Below are 26,274 nucleotides of genomic sequence, written 5' to 3' on the forward strand. Positions count from 1 at the left end.
GGTCACACCCTTTCCACGCTGGCACGGCCAAGCAGGCCGCAGGGCATGACGAAAAGAACAGCGAGAATGACGATGAAGGCCATCGCGTCCTTGTAGGTGGAGGAGATATAGCCCGCGCCGAAGGCTTCCAGCAGGCCAACGAGAAGCCCGCCGATAATCGCGCCGATGGGATTGCCCATCCCGCCCAGCATCGCGGCGGCAAAGCCTTTCAGCGCCAGAAGCGTGCCGATGTCGTAGCTTGTCAGGGTAATCGGCGTAACGAGGATGCCGGCGATTGCGCCAATTGCCGCGGAAAGCACGAAGGAAAGGCCGATCACGAAGGATGTGTTGATGCCGACAAGCCGCGCGGCCAGCCGGTTAGCCGCCGTGGCAAGCACTGCCTTGCCGATGACCGTACGGTTGAAGAAGGCCCAGAGCGCGATAACGATGACAAGCGCCCCGCCAAGCACCCAGAAGCTTTGCGGCAGCACGAGCGCCCCGCCTATATTTATGGGCGTATCTCCTGAAAAAGACGGCAGGGAATGAAACTGCTTGTCGAAGACGATCTGCGCAAGGCCCCGCAAGAAGATCGAGGCCCCTATCGTGATGATGATCAGCGTCACGGGCGAAGCGCCCCTTGCCGGCTCGATCGCCAGGCGATGCAGCAGCAGCCCGATGGCCATCGCAGCAAGGATGGCGATCAATACGGCGGCAGGCAGCGGAACCCCGGCAGCGGTCGCGAATACGGTCGTCATGCCTCCGATCATGACGAACTCGCCCTGCGCGAAATTCACGACGTCGGAAGCGTTGTAGATGATCGTGAAGCCCAGCGCGACGAGCGCGTAGACCGCGCCAACGGTCAGCCCGGACGCGCAGAATTGCAGGAATTCGGCCATGCCATTTCGCATCCTTGATGCCGGAAACGAGAGGGCTCGGGCCCGTCACGATCCGGCATGGTTTTGCCTGGAGGTGGTCCGGGGTGCGCGGGAAGCGCCCCCGGACCTGTCGGTCATACAGGATGGATCAGTTGACGATCGTCCAGTCGCCGTCCTTGATCTCCAGCATCTTGAAGGCGGACAGATCGAGACCGAGATGGTCTTCCGCCGACATGTTGACCGTACCGCCCGTGCCGATGAAACCTTGCGTCTTTTCGATCTCGTCGCGGATTGCGGCCGGGTCTTCGGAGCCGGCACGCTTCATCGCCTCGACAAGGATCATCAAGCCGTCATAGGCGTGGCCGCCGAAGGTGGAAACCGGCTCGCCCGTCGTTTCCTCGTACTTCGTCTTGTAGCCGGTCACCACCGCCTTTTGCGGATCGTCGTCAGGCAATTTTTCCGCGACCAGAAGCGCGGCCGCGGGAAGGCGCACGCCTTCAGCCGCTTCGCCCGCCAAATCGATGAACGACTTGGACGCAACGCCATGGCTCTGATAGAGCGGCACGTCGATCCCGAGCTGACGATAGTTGCGGGTCACGATGGCCGGCCCCTGGCCGAAGCCGGGATTGACCACGGCCTGAATGCCGTGCGTTCCCTTGATCTTGGTAAGCTGCGGCGTCATGTCGGCGTCTTTCGGCCCGTAAGTTTCGTCGGCCAGGATCTCGATGCCGTAGTTGCCGGCCACATCCATACACTGGCCGCGCATCGACTTGCCGAAACCGCCGGTGCCGGAAATCATACCGATCTTCGAAATATCGTTCTTCTTCATGTCCTCGAAGATCTTCTCGCAGGCCATGCGGTCGGTATGCGGCGTCTTGAAGACGTATTCCTTCACCGGATCGATGATGACCACGGCACCCGCAAGCGAGATGAACGGAATGCCCGCGTCCTCAAACACCGGCACCATGGCCATGGTCGCGCCCGTGGTCGAGCCGCCGACGACCGCGATCACCTCATCATCCTCGACAAGGCGGGTCGCAAAGGTGCGCGCGCTGTTGGCGTCGGCCGCATCATCATAAACAACGAGCTCAAGCTGCTTGCCGTTGACGCCGCCATTGGCGTTGATTTCCTCGACATACATCTCAAGCGTCTTGCCTTCCGGGTCGCCCAGGAAGGAGGCCGGGCCGGTCATCGAAAGCGACGAGCCGATCTTGATGGTATCCGCGGCATGGGCTGCCGCGCCCAGCGCCAGCACCGCAACCGAGGTCGCGGCGGCACGCCCGATCTTGTTCCAGAAATTTGCCATGTCTTCCTCCCTGTAATGTCCGATGAGGACTTGCCCTGATCGAGACTCCTCGCGCGGTTTCTCCCTCAGGCGGCGACGGGCCGCCGCACGCCTGCCACGCGGAAACGGTTTGCCACAAACGCACTGTCGCAAAGGCTGGCATTGCCGGCCGGATTTGCGCCCGTGACGTGAAAATCCGAAAATGCGGCACTCTGATTGACGAATATGCCGCCGGTGAGGTTCAGCGACAGCGACACGCCTCCTTCACCGAACGCCTCGATCGCCTTCTCCACCACCGCCTCGTCGGTGGAGTAGAGCGAAGCGGTTATCGCACCGCGCGTTTTCGCCGAATTCGCCGCCCGCTCTATTGCGTCCTCGATGCCGTCGGTCGCGACGATAAAGCTGATCGGGCCGAAGCGCTCCTGCAGATAGGCGCCCTCGTCCTTAGCCTCGACGGCGATGACGAGCGGCGTTGCCGTGCGCGCCTCGTCCATGCCCTCGACTGGGGTGCTGTCGCGCACCACGCGCCCGAGCGATCTCGATGCATTAACGCGCTCCATCGTCGCCGTGCTCTGTACCGCACCCAGCACCGCAGCCGCGCGCTGCGGATCGCCCAGCAGCTTGTCGATGGAAACCTTGATCGCCTCACACACCTCGTCGAAGGATTTGTGCCCGTCTTCCGTCTCGATGCCTTCCTTCGGTACGAAGATGTTCTGAGGGGCCGTACACATCTGCCCCGTATAGAGCGAAAGCGAAAAGGCGATGTTGCTCGCCATTCCCTTCAGGTTGTCGGTGGAGTGGACGACAATGGAATTGACGCCCGCCTCCTCGGTATAGACCTGCTTGCCTTTCGCATTTTCCCGCACCCATTCTCCAAATGCGGGCGATCCGGTGTAGTCGACAATGGCGACATCGGGATGCGTGACGAGGTCTTTCGCCAGCGGCTTTTCGGCGCTGTCGGCGGCAAGAAGAATGGTGTTCGGGTCAAATCCCGCTTCCTTCAGCACCTCTTGGGCCACGCGTACGGTCAGCGCAAGCGGCAGGATCGCGCCCGGATGCGGCTTGACGATCACCGCATTGCCGGTCGCAAGGCTCGCGAAAAACGCCGGATAGGAGTTCCACGTCGGAAATGTCGAGCAACCGATGACGAGCGCCACGCCGCGCGGGATGATGCGAAACTGTTTTTCGAGAACGAGAGGCTCCTTGGAGCCTTGCGGTTTCTCCCAACGCGCATGAGCGGGGATGCGCGTCATCTCGTCATAAGCATAGGCGACAGCTTCCAGGCCCCGGTCCTGCGCATGCGCGCCACCTGCCTGAAAGGCCATCATGAATGCCTGCCCCGATGTATGCATCACCGCGTTCGCCAGCAGAAAGCTTTGCTTGTTCAGTCGATGGAGGACTTCGATGCACACGCCCGCCCGCTCCTGCGGCGTCGCGTGGGCCCAGCCCTTCATCGCCGATTTGGCGGCACTGACCAGAGTATCCGCCGACGCACTCGGATAAGTGATGCCAAGCTTCAGGCCATAGGGGCTGACTTCCTCCCCAACGCTTCCGCCATCAGAAGGCTGGCTGAGATCGAACGGCTTTCCAAGAAGCGCCTTGAAGGCCGCCTCGCCATCGTCCTTCGCCGTCTCGCCATAGATCTTGCCGGACGGCATTTCCGGATAGGCGGACCAATAGCCGCGCGTTCGGATCGTCTCCAACGCCTTGTCGAGCGTCGCCCTGTGGGTGGCGAAAAAATCGGCCATGAGCTTCCTCCCCTGCAGAGACTTGGTGTCCCGCTCAATTGGATTTGCCGCCGGTGATTGACAGCGCATTTCGTTAAGACATAATAATTAACCGACCGGACGGTCAGTCAAGTGAAAAATTCACGAACTGCCGACGTGTAACCGCAAGACCGGACTCACAATCGCCCGGTCTGCGGGTATTGGGAGGAAACATCGATGGCCGACGCACCGGTATTGACCGAGACCGCCGAAGGCGTGCTCACGATCACGCTCAACCGGCCCGACAAGCTGAATTCCTTCAACGTGGAAATGCATGAGCATCTGGCCGAAGCGCTGGAGAAAGCGTCAAAGGACGATACGATCCGCGCCGTGCTCCTGACGGGCGCGGGACGTGCCTTTTCGGCCGGCCAGGACCTATCGGACAGGGTCACGCCGAAGGATGGTGCGCCGCCCGATCTCACAGTCACCATCGAAAATTACTACAATCCGCTGCTTCGACGCATAAAGGCGCTGCCCAAGCCCGTCATTGCCGCCGTGAACGGTGTCGCTGCCGGTGCCGGCGCCAATATCGCGCTCGCCTGCGATATCGTGCTAGCGGGCGAGAGCGCGAAATTCATCCAGGCGTTTTCCAAGATCGGCCTCCTGCCGGATTCCGGCGGCACATGGACCTTGCCGCGTCTTGTCGGCATGGCGCGGGCGAAGGCGCTGGCGCTTTTGGCCGAGCCGGTTCCGGCCGTTCAAGCCGAGGAATGGGGCATGATCTGGAGGGCCGTTCCCGATGACGATCTCATCCCCACAGCTTCCAAGATCGCGCATGATCTGGCGCGGGCGTCGACCTACGGCCTTGGCCTGATCAAGCAAGCGATGGAAGCCTCGGCTACGAACGATTTCGACACTCAGCTTGATCTCGAGCGTGATCTTCAAGGCCGCGCCGGACGCTCCCCCGATTACGCGGAAGGCGTCCGCGCGTTCATGGAAAAGCGCGCCGCCGAATTCACCGGCAAGCCGCCCGTGGAGGACAAGTGATGACGCCACAGCAACTTGCGCAAGCCTGCGCGGAGGCCATGTGGGCCGAGGATAAAGCCAGCCAGGGGCTTGGCATGAAAATCGTGGACGTCGGCCCGGGCAAGGCGGAGATCGCCATGACCATCGACGAGCGCATGGTGAACGGCCACGGCATCTGCCACGGCGGCTACATCTTCACGCTTGCCGATTCCGCCTTTGCGTTTGCCTGCAACAGCTGGAACCAGAGCACGGTGGCAAGCCACTGTGCGGTATCCTTCCTCAGGCCAGCCCGTCTGGGAGAACGACTGACGGCTAGCGCGGTGGAACGTTACCGCGAAGGCCGCTCCGGCATCACGGATGTGACGGTCACAAATGAAGCCGGCGAAACGGTCGCCGAATTTCGCGGAAACTCCCGCACCATTGCCGGCACCCTCGTCGATGTCTGAAAACAAGAAATAATCACCGTGTCGCAACAGCAAGGCACGGTTATCGGAGGAACGTCCAAATGCTCGACCTCTCCCCCCGTCCCGGCGATCTGGAGCCGATCGAGACCGCTTCGCGCGACGAAATTTCCGCGCTACAGCTGCAAAGGCTCAGATGGTCGCTCGCCCACGCTTATGAAAACGTGCCGCATTACCGGCAGGCGTTCGACGAAAAGGGCGTTCACCCGGGAGATCTGAAGGAACTGGCCGACCTCAGGCATTTCCCCTTCACGACCAAACAGACCCTGCGCGACAATTACCCCTTCGGCATGTTCGCCGTCCCGCGCGAGCAGGTGGTGCGTGTGCACGCATCATCGGGCACCACAGGCAAACCCACAGTCGTCGGTTACACGATAAACGACATCAAGACATGGTCGACGGTGGTCGCGCGCTCCATCCGCGCTTCGGGCGGGCGTGCGGGCATGAAGGTTCACGTGGCCTATGGCTACGGCCTTTTCACCGGCGGTCTCGGCGCGCATTACGGAGCCGAGGAACTGGGCTGCACCGTTATCCCCATGTCCGGCGGCATGACCGAGCGCCAGGTCTCGCTCATTCAGGATTTCGAGCCGGACATCATCATGGTGACGCCGTCCTACATGCTGGCGATCCTTGACGAATTCCGCCACCGGGGCATCGACCCGCGCGCCTCTTCACTGAAAGTCGGCATTTTCGGCGCCGAACCGTGGACAAACGCGATGCGCGGCGAGATCGAACAGGCCTTCGACATGCACGCCGTCGACATCTACGGCCTGTCGGAGGTGATAGGTCCGGGTGTCGCCAACGAATGCGTGGAGACGAAGGACGGCCTGCACATCTGGGAGGATCACTTCTATCCGGAGATCATCGACCCGGCGACGGGCGAAGTCCTGCCCGACGGGGAAGTCGGCGAGCTTGTCTTCACCTCCCTTTCCAAGGAAGCGATGCCGGTCGTGCGCTACCGAACGAGGGACCTTACGCGCCTGCTTCCTGGCACCGCGCGCTCCATGCGCCGCATGGAAAAGGTTACCGGCCGGTCGGACGACATGATGATCGTGCGTGGCGTTAACGTTTTCCCGACACAGGTCGAAGAGCAGATCCTTCGCTGCAGCGGGCTTGCCCCGCACTATTACATCGAGCTTACGCGCGAGGGCCGCATGGACGATATGACCGTTCATGTGGAGGCGACGGAGACACAGGCCGATTCATCAAGCCGCGAGATACAGGCGGCGGAGCTCAGGAAACACATTAAGGACGTCATCGGCATTTCCGCCCGCGTTTTCGTCGCCGCTCCGGGATCGATCGAACGATCCATGGGCAAAGCGAAGCGCGTGGTCGACCATAGGCCGAAATCCTGATAACGGAGCGTCCGTCCCCTCACATGGTTCATCGATAACGGAGCAGGCAGATGGCGCGTCCGCGCGCGGAAGACTACGACGAGAAGCGCAAGGCGATCCTCAAGACCTCGGCGGAATTGTTCTCCGAGCATGGCTTCGACCGCGCATCGATGAGCCAGATCGCGCAAGGCTGCGGCGTCTCCAAGGCGCTGCTCTACCATTACTATGCGAACAAGGATCAGCTTCTCTTCGACATTATCCGCGACCATCTGGACGAGCTGATCGCCGGCGTCGAAGCCGCTCACGATCCTTCACGAGCGGCCGAGCAGCGCCTGCGCAACTATGTCGGTGCGCTGCTTGAGGCCTATCGCGACGCCAACGCCGAGCACAAGATCCAGATCAACGACATGAAGCGCCTGGCCCCCGATCAACAGGAGGAATTGAAGGAGAAGGAGCGCCATCTGGTGCGTCTTTTCTCCGAGGCCATCGTAGAAGCGATCCCCGAACTCGGGGACGGCTCGAAATTGCTGAAGCCGGTTACCATGAGCCTCTTCGGCATGGTGAACTGGCATTACCTCTGGTTCCGTCCGCACGGCCCTGTCAGCCGCGAGGATTACGCCGACATCGCGACGGCGATTTTGCTGAATGGCGCGCGAAGCCTGACGTCCTGATGCAATTCCGGAAAAGCTACAATTCCTATTCCGTCTGCCCGATGCGTTTCCAATTAGCGTCGGCCTTCGCGACGCTTTCTTCCGCTTTCTCGGCGAATTCATCGCGTGTAGGCTTGTCGTAGTTCAAGTAGAGCCTTCCGTCGATGATCACGAAAGCTTCCGGATCGATGGGCGCGAGGTTTCCGATCGCAACGCCGCCCGCGCAAAACCCGCCGTAGCGAGGCGCGTAACGTACCGGGTCCTCCGCGAAAATTGTCAGATGCTTCTGATTGGCAAAACGCCAGCGAATGCCCTGCCACGTGTGTTCAATGCCTTCCCTGCCGAGCGTTGGGCGCCCTTCCGTGAAATAGGCAACGACGTCATACCCCTTTACCGCAAGCCCGCCCGGGCGCGCGTTTATCACCTCGCCCGCGAACAAAATACTTTCCGCAGCGAAGAAGACCATTAAGGTCATTGTGAGAAACGAGGTTGTCGCAAGCCGTTTCATTCATCTTCCTTATCGGAACTTTATGCGGCTTTGTCTGTGTTATTTTAGCACAATCCTTGGCGACAAAGGAGCGGCCACTATGGCCATCTCGATATCGTGAACGATAGATCGCACCCGACCACACGCAGGCTTGCGGCGATCCTTCACGCCGACGTCGCGGGCTATAGCGCCTTGATGAATTCCGACGAGGGCGCCACCCAGGCGGCGGTCGCGCAGTCCATGGACCGCGCGCGGGAGATAGTTTCGGCACACGGCGGGCGCCTCGTGGGAACCGCGGGCGATGCGTTCCTGGCGGAATTTCCTAGCGTGGTGGAAGCGGTCGCGGCCGCTACGGAGTTTCAAAGCGCGATGGCGGACGCAGATCCTTCAGCCAGCTCCGGAACGCCGCTTTCTTTCCGGGTCGGCGTTAACCTCGGCGACGTTATTGCCGACGGCGACGATATCTTCGGCGAAGGCGTGAACGTCGCCGCAAGGGTTCAGACCCTCGCGCCGCCGGGCGGCATCGCGATAACCAGGGCCGTGCGGGACCAGCTTGGCAAGCGCCTGCCTGTTGCATTTGCCGACGGCGGAGCGCACAGCGTCAAGAATATTTCCGACCCGGTCCGTATATATTTTGCACGCCCTCCATTCACCCTCCAGGCCAGACCACCGCCTGGGCGCAAGTATCGGCGGCCGCTGGCTTTCGTCGCCGTGTTCGGCGCCATATTCGCCCTGGGGCTAGCCACCACGGCTCTTCTGGATTCCTTCCCGGGAGGTCGTCGAACTTTTGATCAATCGCGCGCACCAACCGACAGTAGGCCGGTCGTGGCCATACTCCCGTTCAAGGATCCGGCCAACAACGCTGAAGAAGCGTATTTCGCGAACGGCGTGACGGAAGACGTTATCAGCCATCTCGGCAGGTTTTCCGAATTGCTGGTCCTGTCGTGGAACGCGGTTGCTCCCTTCGCAGACCGCCCCGCGGATATCGACGCTCTCAGGAAAGAACTGAAAGCACGTTACGTGATCGGCGGATCTATTCAGCGCGGCCGCGAGAAGCTTCGCCTGAACGTTCAGCTCACGGATGCGCGCGACGGGATCTTGATGTGGTCCAGGCGCTACGAGGCCCCGATCGAAGACCTGTTCGAAGTTCAGGATCGGATCACAAACGCTATTGCCGGTTCGCTGGCGGTCGGCCTCAATCGCATAGAGCAGCAACGCGCCTTCGAGACGCCGACGGAAGCGCTGGATGCCTACGATCTGGTCTTGCGCGGCCGGTCACTGATCCGCCGGGTGGAGCGCAAGGCGAATATCGAGGCGCGCAAGCTCTTTCTCGCCGCGGCGGAGAAAGATCCAAACTACGCCGATGCCTATGCGAGCCTGGCGTTCACGAATGTCAATGACGTTTCATGGGGATGGAGCGAGTGGCCGACCTCCGCCCTCGACAAAGGCATCGAATACGCGGACCGGGCGTTGGCGTTGGATGAGCGAAACGTCCTGGCCATGACCGCCCGGTCTGAGATTCTGTACTTGCAAGGCAGGCTCGCTTCTTCCCGGGCGCAATGCTTGCGCGCGGTTGAAATCAACCCCAATGATGCCCAGGCCAGATCGACTTGCGGCAGCGTGATGATCTTTTCCGGAGATTTCCAAGAAGGAATCCGTAATCTCGAACTTTCCATACGAATCGACCCGGAATCGTCGAGCTGGACCCTGACCAATCTTGCGGTTGGGTATTACCTCGTCGGCCGTTTTAAAGACGCGGCCGATCTATTGAGCGCCGGCGCACGCGGCTTCGACGAGGATCCGGCTCCCCACGCGGTCCTTGCAGCCGCAAACGCGCGTCTCGGGCGGATGGAAGCCGCCCAACGCGAAGTTGAAAAGGCCTTGCGCCTTTATCCCTTTTTCGATGCCGCGATCTTCGCCAGCAACATCGGCAATGAGGAAAACTCCAGAAAACTCCTGAACGGGTTGCGCGCGGCCGGTTTCAAGTGACTGTTCTCTTCCCGAAAGCAAGCGAAGCGCTTTAGCGCCCCTCCGGCAGAACGGCCTGGCACTCGATCTCGACCTTCATGCGCGGGTCGACAAGTGCGGAAACCTCCACAAGTGTGGAAGCCGGGCGATGCTCGCCGAAATAGGCCTGACGGCGCGGGTTGATCGCCGCCCGCTCCGAAATGTCGGTCAGGAAAACCTGCACCTTCACGATGTCCTCCGGCCTGCCGCCCGCTGCACGCAAGCACGCGTCGAGCGCGTCCATCGCGATGTCGAATTGCGAGACGGTATCTTCGGGGATCGTGCCGTCGGCGCGCATTCCCACGACGCCCGACACCCACACCTGATTTCCGGCTCGCACAGAGTGGCAATAGTGGCTGACGGGCGGCAACTGACCTTCCACCATGAAGCGTTCGATCGTCATCGTCTCCTCCGCTTTCATCTCCGGGCACTTATTTGGTTTTCCGTGTCGCGCGGGCCATCACCCGCTCACGGTGCAGGGTGTAGAGGCCGGTCGCCACGATGACGAGGGCGCCCACCCATGTCCAGAAGTCCGGCAGGTGGTGGAACACCAGGTAACCGTACATCGTGCTCCACAGCAAAAGGGTGTATTGAACGGGCGCCACGACAACCGCCTGCGCGACTTCCAGCGCCTTTATCACGAAAAGTTCGGCAAGCGCGGCCAGAACCGCGATTCCGCATAAAAGAGCGATCTCGAGGTTCGTCTGCGGCCATGTCCAGACGAAAGGCAAAGGCACTGTCAGGACGGCACTGCCGGCGAGCGCTGTGTAGGCAACCGTCGTTGACGTCCTGTCCGCGCCGCTCAATACCCTGGAAAGTATCTGGCGGAAGGCGAAGAGCGTGGCCGCGACAATCACCAGCAAAACGGCAGGGTGGATCACGCCCATGCCGGGCCGGATCACGATCAATGTGCCGATGAATCCGATCGTCACCGCACTCCAGCGGCGAATACCGACCGGCTCGCGCAGGATAAGCGCTCCAAATAGCGTGACGATGAAAGGGGCCACGAAGCTGACCGCCACGGCGTCCGCCAGCGGCACATAGCGCACGGCGACGATGAAGAGCGTCGCCGAGCTTGCCGCCAGCACGCCGCGCGAGATCTGAAGGATGGGGTTTTTCGTCCTGAGAACAGGCAGCCCCCGCACCGCCAGAAGTACGATAACGCCGAGCAGAAGGCCAAGCTGCCGCACCCAGACGATCTGTAGCGGATGCAGTGTTTCCGTCAGGAACTTCGCCTGCGTGTCGACGGCGGAAAAGAGGAACATTCCGCCCGCCATCAGCGCGAGCCCAAGCCCGCTCTCCGAACGCGGGGCGACGGAAGGCGTTTTCAGCGGTGACGCGAGATTGACAGGTATGAGCGTATCTCCTTCGTGCGGGCAGATTGAGCTGATACCGGCCGCAGGAAAATCAAAACCTGTCAAAAGTCATACAAAATCCGGTTGGACAATGCATCACAAAGAGTGGCTTTCACCGCTCTTTTCCAAATCTGTCCACCGGCCTGGCAAATCAGGTCAGAATGCTGACCAACGCGACACGACGGCTTCAAATTTCGTCGTAGTCGAGCACCACGCGCTCGCTGATCGGGCGTGACTGGCAGGTCAGCACGAAGCCGGCTTCCACCTCCCAGGGCTCCAGCGAGTAGTTGACGGCCATATCCACCTTGCCTTCCACCAACTTTGCACGGCAGGTGCAGCACATGCCGCCCTTGCACGAATATGGCGCTTCGACGCCCGCGCGAACCGCAGCGTCGATGATCGTCTCGCCGGCGGCGATCGGCACCGAAACCCGCGCCCCGTCCATGACGAGTTCGGCCATAGCCTTGTGGTCGACCGCCGCTCCTTCGTGAGCGGGCTTCGGCGCATGTGGAGCGGAACCATCGGCAGGCGTGAAGAACTCCTGGTGGATCCTGCCCTCATCGACGCCAAGCGCCTTTAGCGCGCCCTTCGCCGTTTCTATCAGCTCTCCGGGGCCGCAGAGGAAGAAATGATCGACGCCCTCCGCCGGCACCATATGGCGGAGCAGTGTTTCCAGCTTTTCCCTGTCGAGGCGGCCTGAAAGCAGCGGCAGGTCCTGTTCCTCGCGTGAAAGTACGTGGAAGACGGAAAGCTGTGTGGGAAACAGGTCTTTCAGGTCCTCAAGCTCGTTCTTGAAGATGATCGACTGTGACGAACGATTTCCGTAGAACAGGAAGAAATGCGTCTCCGGTTCACACGCCAGCACCGTGCGGATCATCGCCAGGATCGGTGTGATGCCGGAACCGGCGGCAATTGCCACCAGCGTTCTGGGGCTGCCATCCGTGTCGGGAAGCAGGAACCGGCCGGACGGGCTCATGACCTCGATTTCCGTTCCCGGCTCAAGGTTTTCATTGGCGAAAGTGGAAAACTGTCCGCCGTCGATCCTCTTGATCGCGACACGCAATTCACCGTCCTGCTCACCGGCGCAGATGGAGTAGGAGCGGCGCACTTCTCTTCCGTCGATCAACGTCTTGAGCGTCAGATACTGACCGGCGGAAAAGCTGTAATCGTTCTTCAGGTCATCCGGCACATCGAAGGATATCGATACCGCATCGGCGGTCTCGCGGTTTACGTCCTTGATCTTGAGCGTGTGAAAACGCGGCGACATGCCTTTCGTCCTCCCGATATCCGGCACGGCGGCCGTCAGATGCATTTGAAATAGTCGAATGGCTCCGCGCAGTCGCGGCACTTCCAGAGCGCCTTACAGGCGGTGGAACCGAACTCCGAAATCTTTTCCGTATTCTCCGATCCGCAGCGCGGGCAGGTCACGGTTTCATCGCCGAAAAGCGCGCGGCGCGACGCCTTGCCCTCCGGCGGAGCAATGCCGTATTCGCGCAGCTTTTCCTTCGCCTCCGCCGATATCCAGTCGGTCGTCCAGGCGGGCGAAAGCACCGTCTTTACCCGCACCTTGTCGAAGCCTGCTTTTGCCAGTTCCGTTTCAAGATCCATGGTGAAAACGCCCATCGCCGGACAGCCTACGTAAGTAGGCGTAATATCGACCTCCACCGCGCCGTCGTCTGCCACGCGAACATCGCGAAGTACGCCCAGATCCTCCAGCGTGAGCACCGGTATCTCGGGGTCGACGACCTTCGCCGCCACAGCCCAGGCCCTGTCGCGAAGCGTCCTGTTATTCCCTTGATTTTCGGCAAGGCTCGCCATGGCGATCACCACTTCAGGCCGGGGTAGGCCCGCTGCATGTACTGCATTGCTGTAAGAAGATGGCCGAAATGCTCGCTATGGATGCCGGAACGTCCGCCCGTCTGGGCCCAGCCTTCCTCCGGCATCTCAAGCGTGGCCTGACCAAGCACCTTCTTCACCGTCTCGCCCCATACGTCGCGCATCGTCGCCGGATCGACGGCGATTCCCTCCGCCACCAGCGCTTTCACGGTGTCATCCGCCTCGAAAAGCTCACCCGTGAACGGCCACAGAAGCTCGATCGCGTCCTGCATGCGCTCATGGCTCTCCCTGGTCCCGTCACCCAGGCGGATCACCCATTCGGCGGAATGGCGCAGATGATACGCGGCTTCCTTTTCAGCCTTTGCGGCGATCGCGGCCAGCGTTTCGTCCCTGGACGCCTTCATCTTCTCCCAGAAAGGCAGCATGAAAGCGGAAAAGAAGAACTGGCGCGCGATCGTTTCGGCGAAATCGCCGTTCGGCTGCTCGACCAGCAGGCAGTTGGAAAACTCCCGCTCCTTGCGCAGGAAACAGAGTTGGTCCTCGTCGCGGCCCTTGCCCTCCACTTCGCCGGCGTAGGTATAGAGTGCGCGCGCCTGGCCGATATGGTCGAGCGCGATATTCGCCAGCCCGATGTCCTCTTCCAGCGTCGGCGCATGGCCGCACCACTCGCCAAGGCGCTGGCCCAGGATCGCCGCGTCGTCTGCAAGCCGCAGGGTATATGCGAACAAACGGTCGTTCATCACCACATCCTCCTCACGCAAGCCAGGCGTGCTCACATGTTCCCCACTTCTTCGGGGATTTCGTAGAACGTTGGATGACGGTAGATCTTCGTTCCCGTCGGCTCGAACATCATGTCCTTGGCTCCCGGATCGGATGCCACGATCTCAGCCGACGGCACAACCCAGATGGAGAGTCCCTCACCGCGGCGGGTATAGACATCGCGGGCGGCCTGAAGCGCCATTTCGGCATCCGCCGCATGCACGGACCCACAATGGCGATGCGCCATGCCGTTACGCGAGCGAATGAAGACTTCCCAAAGCGGAGTGGTTTTCTCATTCATCGGACGTTTCCTTGTAAGCTTCGTCAGGCGGCCTTTTGGGCCTTGCGCGCTTTTTTCTTCTCTGCATGGGCAAGCGCGGCCTCGCGCACCCAGGCACCATCCTCATGCGCCTTACGCCGTGCCTTCATGCGCTGTCTGTTGCAGGGGCCGTCGCCCTTGAGCACACGGGCGAATTCCGACCAGTCGATCTCGCCGTATTCCCAGTGCCCCGTTTCCTCGTCGAACTTGAGGTCCTCATCGGGGATTGTGAGCCCCAGGTAATGCGCCTGCGGGACCGTGGCATCGACGAATTTCTGGCGCAACTCGTCATTGGAGAAGCGCTTAATCTTCCAGGCCATGGACTGCGCGGAATGCTGGGAATCCTTGTCGGACGGCCCGAACATCATCAGCGACGGCCACCACCAGCGGTTCAGCGCGTCCTGCACCATGTCCTTCTGCTCCTGCGATGATTTGCACATCGTCAGAAGCAGCTCGTAGCCCTGGCGCTGATGGAAGCTTTCTTCCTTGCAAATGCGGATCATCGCGCGCGAATAAGGCCCGAAAGAGCAGCGGCACAGCGGGATCTGGTTCATGATCGCGGCACCGTCCACCAGCCAGCCGATCGCACCGATGTCCGCCCATGTCAGCGTCGGGTAATTGAAGATGGAGGAGTATTTCGCCTTGCCGGAAAGAAGCTGTTCGTTCAGCTCTTCACGCGAAGCGCCAAGCGTCTCGGCTGCCGAATAGAGATAGAGCCCGTGGCCGCCCTCGTCCTGCACCTTCGCGAGAAGCGCCGCCTTGCGCTTCAGCGTCGGCGCGCGGGTAATCCAGTTGCCCTCGGGCAGCATTCCGACGATTTCCGAATGCGCGTGCTGAGAAATCTGGCGCACCAGCGTCTTGCGGTAGCCTTCCGGCATCCAGTCGTTCGGCTCGATCTTATACTCATTGTCGACACGCGCCTGGAACGCGGCATTGCGCCCGGCGTCTTCCACATCCGTGACGGCTTCGAGGTTGTTGAGCGCTTGCGTATACATGGCTGCCTGGTCCTCCTCCTCGATCCGGCATCGCGAACTCAACGGATCGAGCACACCTTCCGTTCAGGTTGCCCACATAATACGTGACAATATTAGTGATATGCAATGATATTTTGTCACGAATTAATCCGTAGCCGATCACATTTCCGGCCTGAATGTTTCAGACTTCGGCAAACCTTTGAAAATACCCGGAAACCGGCTTGGGAAGATCGCCATCCCGAGATTGTCCGGCTGAGCAAAGCCAGGCGTCAGACGGCTTCTGAAGCACTTTGTAGATACCCGCGCACAGCTTGCGCGCCTCATGGCCGGCCCAGTCTTCGGGAAGGTAACGTTTAGGCAGGAACGGGTCTCGCAGCACGATGCGGCGGTAGTCGTGAATGAGAAGCGTACGAGCGATCATGGCATCTATCCCGGCAAGAAGATCGCCGTCATCAAGGGCTGTCCAAAGAGGTTTGTAGCGCTCCATGAACGCGTGATAGCGCACCGCCAGCGGCGCCAGATCGAAGGCACGCCCTATGAGATCTTCCTCCGAGCCCCGTTCGAGCGTGGAGCGGAATACCAGCGTCGCCCCGCCCGCGGCCGGCCCTGGGATGGCCGTCGCAATCGTGCCGATCAGCATATTGGCCGAAAGCTGCCCGAAGCCAGCCTTCAGCAGGCGCTCGCGCTGGCTCTGGCGGCCGTTACCCTCGCCCAGGAGCACGATCTGCCATTCGCCTCCCTCCTGCGTTTCCGGACGGGTATAGATACGTTCGCTTGCGGCGGCAAACTCATCGTGGCCGGCGGCCGAGAGCCCATAGAAGCTTCTGCGGCCGATCTTGTAGCGTTCCACCCATCCGTCGCGGGCAAGACGTGACATCGCCGCGCGAACGGCCCGGTCGTCGATCTCCATGGCCTGCATCAGCTCGGAGATCGTACCGAGCCAGATTTCTCCGCCGCGCGGGACCACCGCATCACCATAAAATGTTACGATCAAAGACCAGACGCGAAGCGGCTGGCACGCATGAAGAGCAACAACAAGCTTGTCGATTGCGGCTGATGTGGCAACTTTCATCCAGATGGTACCCGTTACTGGCTTTCGATCCCGCACCCGCCGAGTTTCCGCGAAATCGGTGCAAAAGGCGGCTTACGGGATGGAAAGATACCGGTTTCCAATTCCAGCGCACCTGCAGCGAAAGATTTGTCTTGCTCGGTTATCGCCGCGAAAGCTCGACTCAAACACAAACTAAAGGCCGAGCTCCCGAAATCAGGCGGGATACAGTCCACCCGCACGGTCTAATGTGCGTGATGCGCATGCCAGTGCCAGGCGATATCGATTCTGCGCGGCAGCCACACCTTGTCGTGAGACGAGATATAGTCAAGGAAGCGCGCCAACGCCGCCGCCCGTCCGGGCCTGCCCGACAGCCGGCAATGAAGCCCCACCGACATCATTTTAGGATGGCCAGCCTCCCCTTCGGCGTAAAGCGTATCGAAGGCATCCTTCAGATAGGTGAAGAACTGGTCGCCCGAATTGAAGCCCTGCGCGGTCGCAAAACGCATGTCGTTCGCATCCAGCGTGTACGGAATGACGAGATGCGGCCCACCTGCACCTTCCACCCAATATGGCAGATCGTCCGCATAACTATCTGAGTCGTAAAGGAAGCCCCCCTCCTCCATCACGAGCTTGCGAGTGTGTACGGAGGTGCGTCCCGTGTACCATCCTAGCGGGCGCGAGCCCGTGACCTCCTCATGAAGGCGGATCGCCTCCTGCATCTGCCGGCGTTCGTCGTCTTCGGAAAAATCCTTGTACTCGATCCATTTCAGGCCATGAGAGGCGATTTCCCAATCGGCCTCCTTCATCGCCTCTACTGCGTCCGGATTGCGGGCAAGCGCAGTCGTTACTCCAAAAACTGTGACCGGAATGGATCTTGAAGCGAAAAGCCGCCAAAGCCGCCAGAAGCCCGCGCGGGAACCGAACTCGTAGATCGATTCCATGTTCATGTGCCGCTGATAGGGCCAGGGTTCTGCCCCCACAATCTCGGAGAGGAAAGCTTCGGAATGCGTATCGCCGTGAAGAAGGCAGTTCTCGCCGCCTTCCTCGTAATTAACGACGAATTGCACGGCGACATTCGCCTCGCCCGGCCAATGCGGATCCGGGGTGGTCCGGCCGTAGCCGATCAGATCGCGGGGATAGTCGTCCGACATGCATTTGGTCCCGTTGCAGAATATTCGCTATGAAATTTCAGGAGCATCCACGTTGCAACGGGAAAATACAGACTGAGCGCGGCGTATCAATGCCTGTTTCTTGCCGGCACTATTGCAGGAACGGGAACGGGGACGCCTGCCCCCGCTCTCCGCCCACGGCGCTTCCCGTCATCCTTTGCCGGCAAAAGCATGATCGCAGCCCCCATAGCGGCGGATGTCAGGGTTATCAGGAGCCCGCAAAACAGCACCGCTACCGGTATCGCTGGATTGTCGGAATTGAGAACAAGCGTGCGAAGCCCGGACGTATCGAGCAGCAAAAGACCGGAGGTAACGAGGCCTGCGACAAATGCGCCGATCGCCCAGTTGATCGCCAGAAGCCGCAGAAGCGGTTCACGCAACAGGCGCCGAATGCCTGCCAGAGCCACCGCATCGTTGGATTGGGCCGGAACCCCGGCGCCGTCAGCGCGCTCCGTCATAGTGTCTAACTCCCACTTGCCGCGATATTTTTGCGCACCGCGCAATGTTTCGCGCTCTCGGAGATAGCGTGACGCAGAACCGCTTCAAGATCGACGCGACACGAGCGCGCATCACATACGCGCTACCCGCATTTCGGACGTTACGTAATTTTTTTGTTTTTCGCTCGGCGGGAACCCTTGACACTTTCCGCTAGGATATATAGATGCTGCATATATCGAGGTGATATATCGCCGCTTGCGAATTTCTGAAACTTCGAACAATTCGAAGCAAAAAACGAAAGACTGCGAATTCGTTCTTCGGGGCGATGAGAGACGGATTTGGCCCGCAGGCTGGTATTCTGACGATATATCCCGAGCTGCCCGCACCTATCGGAAGAGTGAGCGAATGAGTGTGAAAACCCTTTGCCTGGCGATCCTCAACTGCGGCGATGCCACCGGGTACGAGATCCGCAAGCATCTGACCGAGGGCAAGTTTTCTTATTTCGAGGATGCAAGCTACGGGTCGATCTATCCCACGCTCGCCCGGCTTGAGGCGGACCGCCTCGTGACGGTTCGCGAGGAACCTCAGCCCGGCCGTCCGGCACGCAAGATCTATTCGATAACCCCTGAAGGGCGCGAAGCGTTTCGCAGATTGCTTGGCGAACCGCCCGCACCCGATACCTTCCGCTCCCCCTTTCTGCTGGTCGCCATGTGGGCGGATCTGGCAGGTCCGGATGTCATCAAGAACGCTCTTGAAGAGCGCAAATCCAAACTCCGGGAGGAAATCGACAAGCTTTCGACGATACGCGAAGAGACCGACCACCCCGGCACCCGGTTTATCGTCGAATACGGTCTGAATTGCATGCGCAACGATCTCGCCTTTCTCGAATGCGAAAGCCACAGGCTTGTGAAAATCGCCGAGAATGGTGGCGAGGCATTGCCGCAGGCCGCGGAATAACGCGGTTCGATTTTCGGAGAGCCCATCTTATGCGTATCAAGTTTTCCTATCTCCTCGCAGCCGGGCTGACTGCCGCCGTGGCGGGCTGGATGCTGACGGGCCAGACGATCGTCGCCGGCGCCGGCGACAATGAGAATTCCACGCCCCCTCCCGCCGAGCGCAAGGCGGAAAACGGCGATGACCCCTTTGCCGTGCGCGTCAGGTCGATTGTCGCCGAGCCGCGCCATGCGGAGCTTGAAATCCGTGGCCGCACCGAGGCCGAAGCCCGCGTCATGGTGCGTGCGGAAACGTCTGCCCGTGTCGTCGAACGTCCGGCAACGGAAGGCGCAAGCGTCGAGCCGGGCGAGATCCTTTGTGTTCTGGATCGCGGCACGCGCGAGGCACGGGTCATGGAATTCGAAGCAGCACTCGCCCAGGCCGAATTGGACCACAACGCATCGTCCAGCCTGAGTTCGAAGGGCTTCGCAGCACAAACGCGGGTCGCCGCGCTGAAGGCGGCGCGCGATGCCGCTGAAGCACGCCTAAAGGAAGCAAAGCTCGAACTCGAAAGGACGGTTATCAAGGCACCTGTAGCAGGGCGTCTTGAAAGCCCGATGGCCGAGGTCGGCACTACATTGGAAATTGGCGACACTTGCGCTGCTATCGTCGATGCCGATCCTATGCTGGCGATCGGGCAAGTGTCGGAGCGCAACATCGGTGCGCTCAAGCTTGGCCAGGAAGCCACTGTGGAACTCGTCACAGGCCAGACTGTCGACGGGAAGGTGCGCTATATCGCGCCTTCGGCCGATCCTGACACGCGCACCTTCCGCGTCGAGATCGAAATCCCGAATTCCGACGGCACTATCCTTGACGGCATCACCGTGCTCGCGCGCCTGCCGCTCGATGCCGGCAAGGCCCACAGGATTTCTCCATCGACCCTGACGTTGAACGATGAAGGCGTCGTCGGCCTTCGAACGGTCAATGACGATAACAGCGTCGAATTCATACCCGTGGAGATCCTCGGCGGCGATACGAAGGGTCTTTGGGTCAGCGGCCTGCCGGAGACGGTACGCGTCATTACCGTCGGGCAGGATTACGTGATTGAGGGCCAGACCGTTCAACCGATCGTCGAAACCGCCGAGGTGTCGCAATGATTGCCATGCTTGAGGGCATATTGCGGCGGCCGAAAACGGTCTTTGTCCTTATGGTCGCGCTGGTTGCCGCCGGAGTGTTCACCTACATCTCGATCCCGAAGGAAGACAGCCCAGACATCGACGTTCCGGTCTTCTACATCTCGATCGCCCAGCAAGGGATATCGCCGGAAGATTCCGAGCGGCTGCTTGTTAGGCCGATGGAGACGGAGCTTCGCGGCCTTGACGGATTGAAGGAAATCACCGCAATCGCCTCCGAAGGCCATGCCGGCATCGTGCTGGAGTTCGACATTTCCTTCGATAAAGACGAAGCGCTGGCGGACGTCCGCGACAAGGTCGACCAGGCCAAGGCGGATCTGCCCGAAGAGGCTGAAGAGCCTACCATTCAGGAAACGAACTTCGCTCTTCTGCCGACGATAACAGTCGCTCTATCGGGCGACGTTCCGGAGCGTACGCTCTATCGCCATGCGCGTCGGCTGAAGGACGAGATCGAATCCATCGATACCGTCCGGTCCGCCGATCTCACCGGCCACCGCGAAGAGCTTCTGGAAGTCGTCATCGACACGTTGAAGCTTGAATCCTACGCGATCACCCAGCAGGAGCTTTTCGAGGCGCTCGATCGCAACAATCAGCTTGTGCCGGCCGGCTTCATCGACGACGGCCAGGGCCGCTTCAATGTCAAGGTTCCGGGTCTTGTCGAGACGGCGGAGGATGTCTATTCCCTGCCGCTCAAGCAAAGCGGCGAAGGCGTCGTCACACTGTCGGACGTTGCCGACATCCATCGCACGTTCAAGGATCCGAGCACCTTCACCCGCGTGAACGGCAAGCCCGCGATCGCGCTGCAGGTCACCAAGCGTATCGGCACCAACATAATCGACAACAACGAGGCCGTGCGAAAGGTCGTCGGCGAGGCGACGGCAGACTGGCCGGAGACGATCAAGGTCGATTACATGATCGACATGTCGAGCAACATCAACGAGACGCTCGGCTCCCTGCAATCGTCGATCATGACCGCGATCTTCCTCGTCATGATCCTGGTGATCGCCGCGCTCGGCCTCAAGTCCGCTCTGCTCGTCGGGCTCGCGATCCCGACATCCTTCATGGTCGGCTTCCTGATCCTCGGCGGCATGGGCATGACCGTTAATATCATGGTCATGTTCGGCCTCGTGCTCACCGTGGGCATGCTCGTCGACGGCGCGATCGTCGTCGTGGAATACGCCGACCGCAAGATCCACGAGGGCATGGAGCAGCGCGAGGCCTATATTCGCGCCGCCAAGCTCATGTTCTGGCCGATCGTCTCGTCGACGGCAACGACGCTCGCCGCCTTCCTGCCCATGCTGCTTTGGCCGGGCGTGGCCGGTGAGTTCATGAGCTACCTGCCGATCATGGTCATCATCGTTCTGACGGCCTCCCTCGTCACGGCGATGGTGTTCCTGCCGGTAACCGGCGGCATCTTCGCCATGATCTCCTCGTGGACGGGCCGGCACGCTACCGGTCTGCTTGCGCTTGTCTTCGCAACGCTCGCCGCAAGTGCGGTGATGATGGCGCCGCCCGTCGCCGCGCAGGTCTCCGGCTTCGTGCCTGCCGAGTTCGCCGGACCAGCCCTTCAGGGCCTTGCCGCGCTCACTTTCGTCGCGGTCGGCGTCCTGTCCTTCCTCATCCTGCGCCCGGTTGTCGCCGCTTCGCGCAAGCGTGCTGCGAAGCGCGTCGCCGAAGAGCAGCGCCAGGCGCGCCTCCTGTCCGGTCATGAGGACTTCGACCCGAAGAAGATCAGGGGCGCCACGGGCGTCTACGTTCGCACTCTGAAGATGTTTGCCGGCAGTGTCGTCGGCAATGTCATCGTCATCGTTGGCGTGGTCGCGCTTTGCGGTGTCATCCTGACGACCTTCATGGCCAATAACGCCGGCGTCGAATTTTTCGTCGACGAGGAGCCGGACCAGGCCGTCGTGCTTATCTCGGGTCGCGGCAACCTTTCCTCGCGCGAGGCGCGCGACCTCGTTGCCGATGTCGAACGCGAAGTGCTTTCCACGCGCGGCGTGATGAATGCGGTGACATCCGCTTTCGCGCCGGGCGGCGGCAGCGGTCCGCAGTTCATCGGCGGCGTCCAGGACAAGCCGGCTGACGTCATCGGCGAAATCCAGACGGAGTTGACCGACTATTGCTGCCGCCGGAAAGCCGTCGAGATCTTCAAGGAGATCCGCGAACGCACCGCCGGGCTCGCCGGCATCAAGGTCGAGGTCCGCAAGATCGAGGGCGGCCCGCCGACCGGAAAGGACGTCCAGCTTGAGGTGAGGTCGACCGACTACGACACGCTGGTCAGGACGGTCGCGCAGATCCGCGGCCATCTCGACCAGGACGATACGCTGATCGACGTGGAGGACGATCGTCCGTTGCCCGGCATCGAGTGGCAGCTTGAGATCGACCGCGAGCAGGCGGGCCGCTACCAGGCCAGCATCGCCGCCGTCGGCTCCATGGTGCAGCTGGTCACCAACGGCGTGCTCATCGGCAAGTACCGGCCGACCGATTCCGATGATGAGGTCGATATCCGCGTCCGCCTGCCGGAGGAGGAGCGCACGCTCGACCGGTTCGATTCCCTTCGCCTGCAAACCCCGCTCGGTCTCGTCCCCATCGCCAATTTCGTCGACCGTTCGCCGCAGCAGAAGGTGTCGTCGATCACCCGGCGTGACGGCCTCTATTCCATGATGCTGAAGGCCAACATGTCGCCTTCTTCCGGCATTCTGCCGGATGCCAAGGTCGGCGAAATCGACGAATGGCTGCAGGGCGAGAGCTGGCCGCAGAACATCTTCTTCAAGTTCCGCGGTGCCGACGAGGACCAGAAGGAGTCGGGCGAATTCCTCATGAAGGCGATGGTGGCATCGCTCTTCCTGATGTTCATAATCCTGTTGACGCAGTTCAACTCCTTCTACCAGACGGCACTGACGCTATCGACGGTCGTCATGTCGGCCATGGGCGTGCTCCTTGGCATGCTGGCCACGGGTCAGAAGTTCTCCATCATCATGACGGGGACGGGCATTGTCGCGCTTGCCGGCATCGTGGTGAACAACTCCATCGTGTTGATGGACACCTACAACCGTTTCCGCGAGGACGGCATCGATCCCCTGGATTCGGCATTGAAGGCATCCGCACAGCGTATCCGCCCGATCATGCTGACGACGATCACCACCATCGCCGGCCTCATCCCGATGGCGACGCAGGTGAATCTCGATTTTTTCAACCGGGTCATTTCGGTCGGCTCGATCACGGCGATCTGGTGGATCCAGCTCTCCACGGCGGTGATCTTCGGCCTCGCTTTCTCGACGATCCTGACCCTCATCGTCATTCCGACGATGCTGGCGCTCCCCTCCACATGGGCGCGCACCGGTTCAAGCATCGGTTCGTGGGCTGCGGGCCTCGTTTCGCGCCACGAAAAACTATCGAAGGCTGCCGAACCGGACACGCCAGCCGAAGAAGACGACCGGAAAGTCGCGGCTTTCTTACCTTTCGAGAAGAAGCATGAGGACAGGGACAAGCGCCCGCCGGCCTCGCTACCCGCCGCTGCCGAATAGCGTGGGATTACAAAACGAAAAACGCCGCCGGATTTACCGGCGGCGTTTTAATAGTATTTCCGGGGAATTCGCTTCAGCGGGTATCGCCCTTGTCGTTATCCGCAAGATCGTCGAGGGAGCCTTCCGCTTCTTCATCGAGTTCCTCCCCGGTCGGCGCCGGATCTGCCTCATCGCCTGCCTTGAAGCGCTTGTAGCTGCGCCAGGCGAAGGGGATGGAGGCGAGATAGGCAATCCCGCCCGCCGCCAGCACCTCGAACGGGTAGCTTGCCAGAAGCGCCACGAAGAGCACGACGACGACAAAGAGCGGCAAAACAAGGTCGCGGCGGATGCGCGAGCCGAACCTCTTGCCCGAAAAGGTCGGCAGGAGGCTCACCATCAAGAGCCCGATCGCGACCACATAGAGCGCGATGACCGGAGCAAGCTCTTCGAGGTGCGGCACGATGCCGACGAATTCGAGGTAGATCGGCAAAAGAACGGTCAGCGCACCCGCAGGCGCCGGTACTCCGGTGAAGAAATTCACCGCCCATGCGGGCTTGTCCGGATCGTCGATGGAGACATTGAACCTTGCCAGCCGCAAGGCCGCGGAAATCGCGTAGACAAGGGCTGCGATCCAGCCGAGGGATTTCACCTCGCTCAAGAGCCAGGAATAAAGGATAAGTGCTGGCGCAACGCCGAAATTCACGAAATCGGCAAGGGAATCGAGCTCCGCGCCAAATTTGGACGTTCCCCGGATCAACCGCGCGAGGCGTCCGTCCAGCGCATCGAGAAACGCCGCCAACACGATCGCGCCGATCGCATATTCCCAGCGCGCCTCCAGCGCCATGCGCATGGCGGTAAGCCCGCAGCACAGCGCAAGCAAGGTTACGAGATTCGGCAGCACCATGCGCAGCGGCACCCGCCTGAAGCGCGGCGCACGGCCTCGCCTGCGTTTCGTCGGCCCGGGATCGTAAGGCGCAAAGGGTGCGGACACGGGGGTTCGCCTTCTCTGGTAGTTCAGTTAACGCGCGTCACAGGTGCCGCGAATTGTTCGCCCCGCAGGTCCGCGATCAAGGTTTCGCCCGCGATCATCGTCTGGCCGATGGCAACCTTCGGCACGGTTCCCACCGGAAGATAGACGTCAAGACGCGAACCGAAGCGGATCAGGCCGAAACGCTCGCCCATGCCGACGTTCTCGCCCTCGCGCACGAAGCACACGATCCGCCGCGCGACAAGGCCTGCAATCTGCACGACGCCGATGCGCGTGTCGCCGGTCTCGATAATAAGGCCGTTGCGTTCATTGTCCTCGCTAGCCTTGTCGAGTTCGGCATTCAGGAATTTGCCGGCCTTATAGGCGACACGCACGACCCGCCCGCCGATGGGCGCGCGGTTCACGTGGCAATTGAAGACATTCATGAAGACGGAGACCCGCATCAGCGGCTCGTCGCCGAAGTTGAGCTCTTTTGGCGGCACCGCCATGCCGACATGAGAGACCGTACCGTCGGCGGGCGAGACGACAATCCCCTCGATCATCGGCGTCACGCGCGGCGGGTCGCGGAAGAAATAGCAGATCCATCCCGTGACGATCAGGCCGATCCAGAACAGCGGGTCCCAAAACCAACCAAGGATGATCGCGGCGACCCCGGCAATAGCTATGAACGGCCACCCTTCCCGATGGATCGGTACGAAGGTCTTTGAAATCGTATCGGCAAGGGACATTCACACGTTCCGGTTTGTTGAAGCACATTCGCTACGGTTCCCGACGCGGAAACCGGCACGCCCATTTGCACCATAGCGCGGGCGGAAATCAATGCATCGCGGAAAGGTTAGTCACACGCATCCAGCCTTTATCGCAGATCATTCCTGTCGGAAATCCGCTTCCCAATAGGCCGGACGTCCGAATTTCTTCTGAAGAAAATCGATGAAGGCGGTTACTTTTGGCGGGGTCTGCTTGCCGGGCGGATAGACCGCCCAGACAGCACCCGCCCTGGTTACTGGATAGTCCCGCATGACCACAACCAGCCGTCCCTCGCGAAGGTCTTCCCAGATGTGGGCGATGGATTTCACCGTCAGGCCAAGCCCGTGGATTGCCGCTTCATGGGTAAAATCGCCGTTGTCGCTTGAAATTGCGGAGTGCACGTGGTGGGCGACTTCGCCATTTGGCCCGGCAAAGTACCAGGCCGGCATGGGTTCGAAACCAAGACACTCGTGATTGGCGAGATCTGCCGGGGAAGTCGGTTCCCCGTGTCTGGCGATATAATCGGGAGAGGCGCAAAGATATCTCGGATTCTCCGCGAGTTTTCGCGCCTTCAGCGCCGAATCCGGCAACTCGGCCACTCTTATCGCAAGGTCGTATCCTTCCTCAACGATATCGACGATCCGGTCCGTAATATTCATCTCTATGCGCACATCTGGATATTCGCTTTTGAATTCGTTCAGGTAAGGCAGCACATGCTTGCGTACGAACGAAACATTGCTCGTGATCCGCAGCGTCCCGCGCGGCGCCTCGGTGGAAGCCTCAAGCGCGCTCATGGCGGCATCCATTTCCGATAATGCCCTGTTGGCGTGCTCGATGAACACCTGCCCCGCTTCCGTTAGCGAAACCTTGCGCGTGGTGCGCGCCAGAAGCTGCGAGCCCGCTCCCGTTTCAAGCGCCGTGAGCCGCGCGCTTGCCGCTGATGGCGACAGCCCGAACTCCCGGCCTGCCGCTGAAAGATTCCCGAGCGCCACAACGCGCGTGAAAAAACGGAGGTCCTCAAGCTTCATTATGCGAAATCCATGAAAGATCCTATCGATACAAGCCTGATTATACGAAATATCAGCACGTGAGACAGTCCCGGCAGATCAAAGGAGACTGTCCATGAAGAGCGATTACATCACACTCGAATTCTATGCACAGGCAGAAAGGCGCGCGCATCGGCTGAGGTCCGAAGC

At 60.7% G+C, this 26,274-nt stretch carries 25 protein-coding genes; 8 read left to right on the top strand and 17 right to left on the bottom strand.

Annotated elements, in window-relative coordinates; all coding sequences use genetic code 11:
* Positions 1-2 precede the first annotated feature (2 nt).
* The 3 genes from HPQ64_RS15090 to paaN form a co-directional block, all read right to left on the bottom strand.
* A complete protein-coding gene (locus HPQ64_RS15090) occupies positions 3-875 on the bottom strand; it encodes a branched-chain amino acid ABC transporter permease (RefSeq protein WP_172889331.1) in 873 nt (290 codons plus the stop codon).
* Between the two features lie 127 nt (positions 876-1,002).
* Positions 1,003-2,160 (bottom strand): ABC transporter substrate-binding protein, encoded by a 1,158-nt coding sequence (locus HPQ64_RS15095; RefSeq protein ID WP_172889332.1) that lies wholly within the window; start codon positions 2,158-2,160, stop codon positions 1,003-1,005.
* Positions 2,161-2,225: 65 nt separating this feature from the next.
* Complete coding sequence (gene paaN / locus HPQ64_RS15100) at positions 2,226-3,887, bottom strand: phenylacetic acid degradation protein PaaN (RefSeq protein ID WP_172889333.1); 1,662 nt, start codon at positions 3,885-3,887, stop codon at positions 2,226-2,228.
* A 195-nt stretch (positions 3,888-4,082) separates the two neighbouring features.
* Here paaN and paaG point away from each other — a divergent pair, with 195 nt between their 5' ends.
* The 4 genes from paaG to HPQ64_RS15120 are packed head-to-tail and all read left to right on the top strand — an operon-like array spanning position 4,083 to position 7,337.
* Positions 4,083-4,892 (top strand): 2-(1,2-epoxy-1,2-dihydrophenyl)acetyl-CoA isomerase PaaG, encoded by an 810-nt coding sequence (gene paaG, locus HPQ64_RS15105; RefSeq protein ID WP_172889334.1) that lies wholly within the window; start codon positions 4,083-4,085, stop codon positions 4,890-4,892.
* Complete coding sequence (paaI, locus tag HPQ64_RS15110) at positions 4,892-5,317, top strand: hydroxyphenylacetyl-CoA thioesterase PaaI (protein WP_172889335.1); 426 nt, start codon at positions 4,892-4,894, stop codon at positions 5,315-5,317. Before paaG ends, paaI begins: the two co-directional genes overlap by 1 nt.
* A 59-nt stretch (positions 5,318-5,376) precedes the next feature.
* A complete protein-coding gene (paaK, locus tag HPQ64_RS15115) occupies positions 5,377-6,687 on the top strand; it encodes a phenylacetate--CoA ligase PaaK (RefSeq protein ID WP_172889336.1) in 1,311 nt (436 codons plus the stop codon).
* A 50-nt stretch (positions 6,688-6,737) separates the two neighbouring features.
* A complete protein-coding gene (locus HPQ64_RS15120; RefSeq protein WP_172889337.1) occupies positions 6,738-7,337 on the top strand; it encodes a TetR/AcrR family transcriptional regulator in 600 nt (199 codons plus the stop codon).
* Between the two features lie 25 nt (positions 7,338-7,362).
* On the opposite strand, the gene HPQ64_RS15125 is transcribed toward HPQ64_RS15120, so the two are convergent.
* Positions 7,363-7,824 carry a YHS domain-containing (seleno)protein gene (locus HPQ64_RS15125; protein WP_172889338.1) on the bottom strand — a complete coding sequence of 154 codons (462 nt, stop codon included), beginning with the start codon at positions 7,822-7,824 and terminating at the stop codon, positions 7,363-7,365.
* Positions 7,825-7,920: 96 nt separating this feature from the next.
* Between HPQ64_RS15125 and HPQ64_RS15130 the strand changes: the two genes are divergently transcribed.
* On the top strand, positions 7,921-9,792 hold the full coding sequence (locus tag HPQ64_RS15130; protein WP_172889339.1) for an adenylate/guanylate cyclase domain-containing protein: 1,872 nt from the start codon (positions 7,921-7,923) through the stop codon (positions 9,790-9,792).
* 31 nt (positions 9,793-9,823) lie between these two features.
* On the opposite strand, the gene HPQ64_RS15135 is transcribed toward HPQ64_RS15130, so the two are convergent.
* From HPQ64_RS15135 to HPQ64_RS15180, 10 genes are all read right to left on the bottom strand, one after another.
* Entirely contained in the window at positions 9,824-10,213 is a 390-nt protein-coding gene (locus tag HPQ64_RS15135) for a RidA family protein (RefSeq protein ID WP_172889340.1), read from the bottom strand.
* A 28-nt stretch (positions 10,214-10,241) separates the two neighbouring features.
* Positions 10,242-11,231 (bottom strand): DMT family transporter, encoded by a 990-nt coding sequence (locus HPQ64_RS15140; protein WP_281358303.1) that lies wholly within the window; start codon positions 11,229-11,231, stop codon positions 10,242-10,244.
* Between the two features lie 121 nt (positions 11,232-11,352).
* Positions 11,353-12,432: a 1,2-phenylacetyl-CoA epoxidase subunit PaaE gene (gene paaE / locus HPQ64_RS15145; protein WP_172889341.1), complete on the bottom strand. Its 1,080-nt coding sequence runs from the start codon at positions 12,430-12,432 to the stop codon at positions 11,353-11,355.
* 35 nt (positions 12,433-12,467) lie between these two features.
* On the bottom strand, positions 12,468-12,983 hold the full coding sequence (paaD, locus tag HPQ64_RS15150; protein ID WP_172889342.1) for a 1,2-phenylacetyl-CoA epoxidase subunit PaaD: 516 nt from the start codon (positions 12,981-12,983) through the stop codon (positions 12,468-12,470).
* Between the two features lie 5 nt (positions 12,984-12,988).
* A complete protein-coding gene (gene paaC, locus HPQ64_RS15155) occupies positions 12,989-13,741 on the bottom strand; it encodes a 1,2-phenylacetyl-CoA epoxidase subunit PaaC (protein WP_172889343.1) in 753 nt (250 codons plus the stop codon).
* Positions 13,742-13,773: 32 nt separating this feature from the next.
* The gene (gene paaB / locus HPQ64_RS15160) at positions 13,774-14,061 is read right to left on the bottom strand and encodes a 1,2-phenylacetyl-CoA epoxidase subunit PaaB (RefSeq protein WP_172889344.1); all 288 of its coding nucleotides are present in this window, start codon (positions 14,059-14,061) and stop codon (positions 13,774-13,776) included.
* A 23-nt stretch (positions 14,062-14,084) separates the two neighbouring features.
* Positions 14,085-15,074, bottom strand: coding sequence for a 1,2-phenylacetyl-CoA epoxidase subunit PaaA (gene paaA, locus HPQ64_RS15165; RefSeq protein ID WP_172889345.1), 990 nt, complete (start codon positions 15,072-15,074; stop codon positions 14,085-14,087).
* A gap of 160 nt (positions 15,075-15,234) precedes the next feature.
* A complete protein-coding gene (locus HPQ64_RS15170; protein WP_172889346.1) occupies positions 15,235-16,125 on the bottom strand; it encodes a PaaX family transcriptional regulator C-terminal domain-containing protein in 891 nt (296 codons plus the stop codon).
* A 221-nt stretch (positions 16,126-16,346) separates the two neighbouring features.
* A complete protein-coding gene (puuE, locus tag HPQ64_RS15175) occupies positions 16,347-17,255 on the bottom strand; it encodes an allantoinase PuuE (RefSeq protein WP_172889347.1) in 909 nt (302 codons plus the stop codon).
* Positions 17,256-17,341: 86 nt separating this feature from the next.
* Positions 17,342-17,731, bottom strand: coding sequence for a hypothetical protein (locus HPQ64_RS15180; RefSeq protein WP_246270717.1), 390 nt, complete (start codon positions 17,729-17,731; stop codon positions 17,342-17,344).
* 385 nt (positions 17,732-18,116) lie between these two features.
* On the opposite strand from HPQ64_RS15180, the gene HPQ64_RS15185 reads away from it, so the two are divergent.
* The 3 genes from HPQ64_RS15185 to HPQ64_RS20460 are packed head-to-tail and all read left to right on the top strand — an operon-like array spanning position 18,117 to position 23,364.
* The gene (locus HPQ64_RS15185; RefSeq protein ID WP_172889348.1) at positions 18,117-18,668 is read left to right on the top strand and encodes a PadR family transcriptional regulator; all 552 of its coding nucleotides are present in this window, start codon (positions 18,117-18,119) and stop codon (positions 18,666-18,668) included.
* 29 nt (positions 18,669-18,697) lie between these two features.
* Positions 18,698-19,801 carry an efflux RND transporter periplasmic adaptor subunit gene (locus HPQ64_RS15190; RefSeq protein ID WP_172889349.1) on the top strand — a complete coding sequence of 368 codons (1,104 nt, stop codon included), beginning with the start codon at positions 18,698-18,700 and terminating at the stop codon, positions 19,799-19,801.
* Positions 19,798-23,364, top strand: a complete 3,567-nt coding sequence (locus HPQ64_RS20460) for an efflux RND transporter permease subunit (RefSeq protein ID WP_172889350.1) — start codon at positions 19,798-19,800, stop codon at positions 23,362-23,364. The genes HPQ64_RS15190 and HPQ64_RS20460 overlap by 4 nt, the downstream gene beginning before the upstream one ends.
* Before the next feature lie 73 nt (positions 23,365-23,437).
* Here HPQ64_RS20460 and pssA read toward each other — a convergent pair whose 3' ends face one another.
* The 3 genes from pssA to HPQ64_RS15210 form a co-directional block, all read right to left on the bottom strand.
* Positions 23,438-24,334, bottom strand: a complete 897-nt coding sequence (gene pssA / locus HPQ64_RS15200) for a CDP-diacylglycerol--serine O-phosphatidyltransferase (RefSeq protein WP_343036021.1) — start codon at positions 24,332-24,334, stop codon at positions 23,438-23,440.
* A 23-nt stretch (positions 24,335-24,357) separates the two neighbouring features.
* Positions 24,358-25,059, bottom strand: coding sequence for a phosphatidylserine decarboxylase (locus tag HPQ64_RS15205; protein ID WP_172889351.1), 702 nt, complete (start codon positions 25,057-25,059; stop codon positions 24,358-24,360).
* Positions 25,060-25,197: 138 nt separating this feature from the next.
* Positions 25,198-26,106 (bottom strand): LysR family transcriptional regulator, encoded by a 909-nt coding sequence (locus HPQ64_RS15210; protein WP_172889352.1) that lies wholly within the window; start codon positions 26,104-26,106, stop codon positions 25,198-25,200.
* Positions 26,107-26,274 lie beyond the last annotated feature (168 nt).

This window comes from Hongsoonwoonella zoysiae (genome assembly GCF_013266695.1).
GTDB classification, from domain to species: Bacteria; Pseudomonadota; Alphaproteobacteria; order Rhizobiales; family Stappiaceae; genus Hongsoonwoonella; species Hongsoonwoonella zoysiae.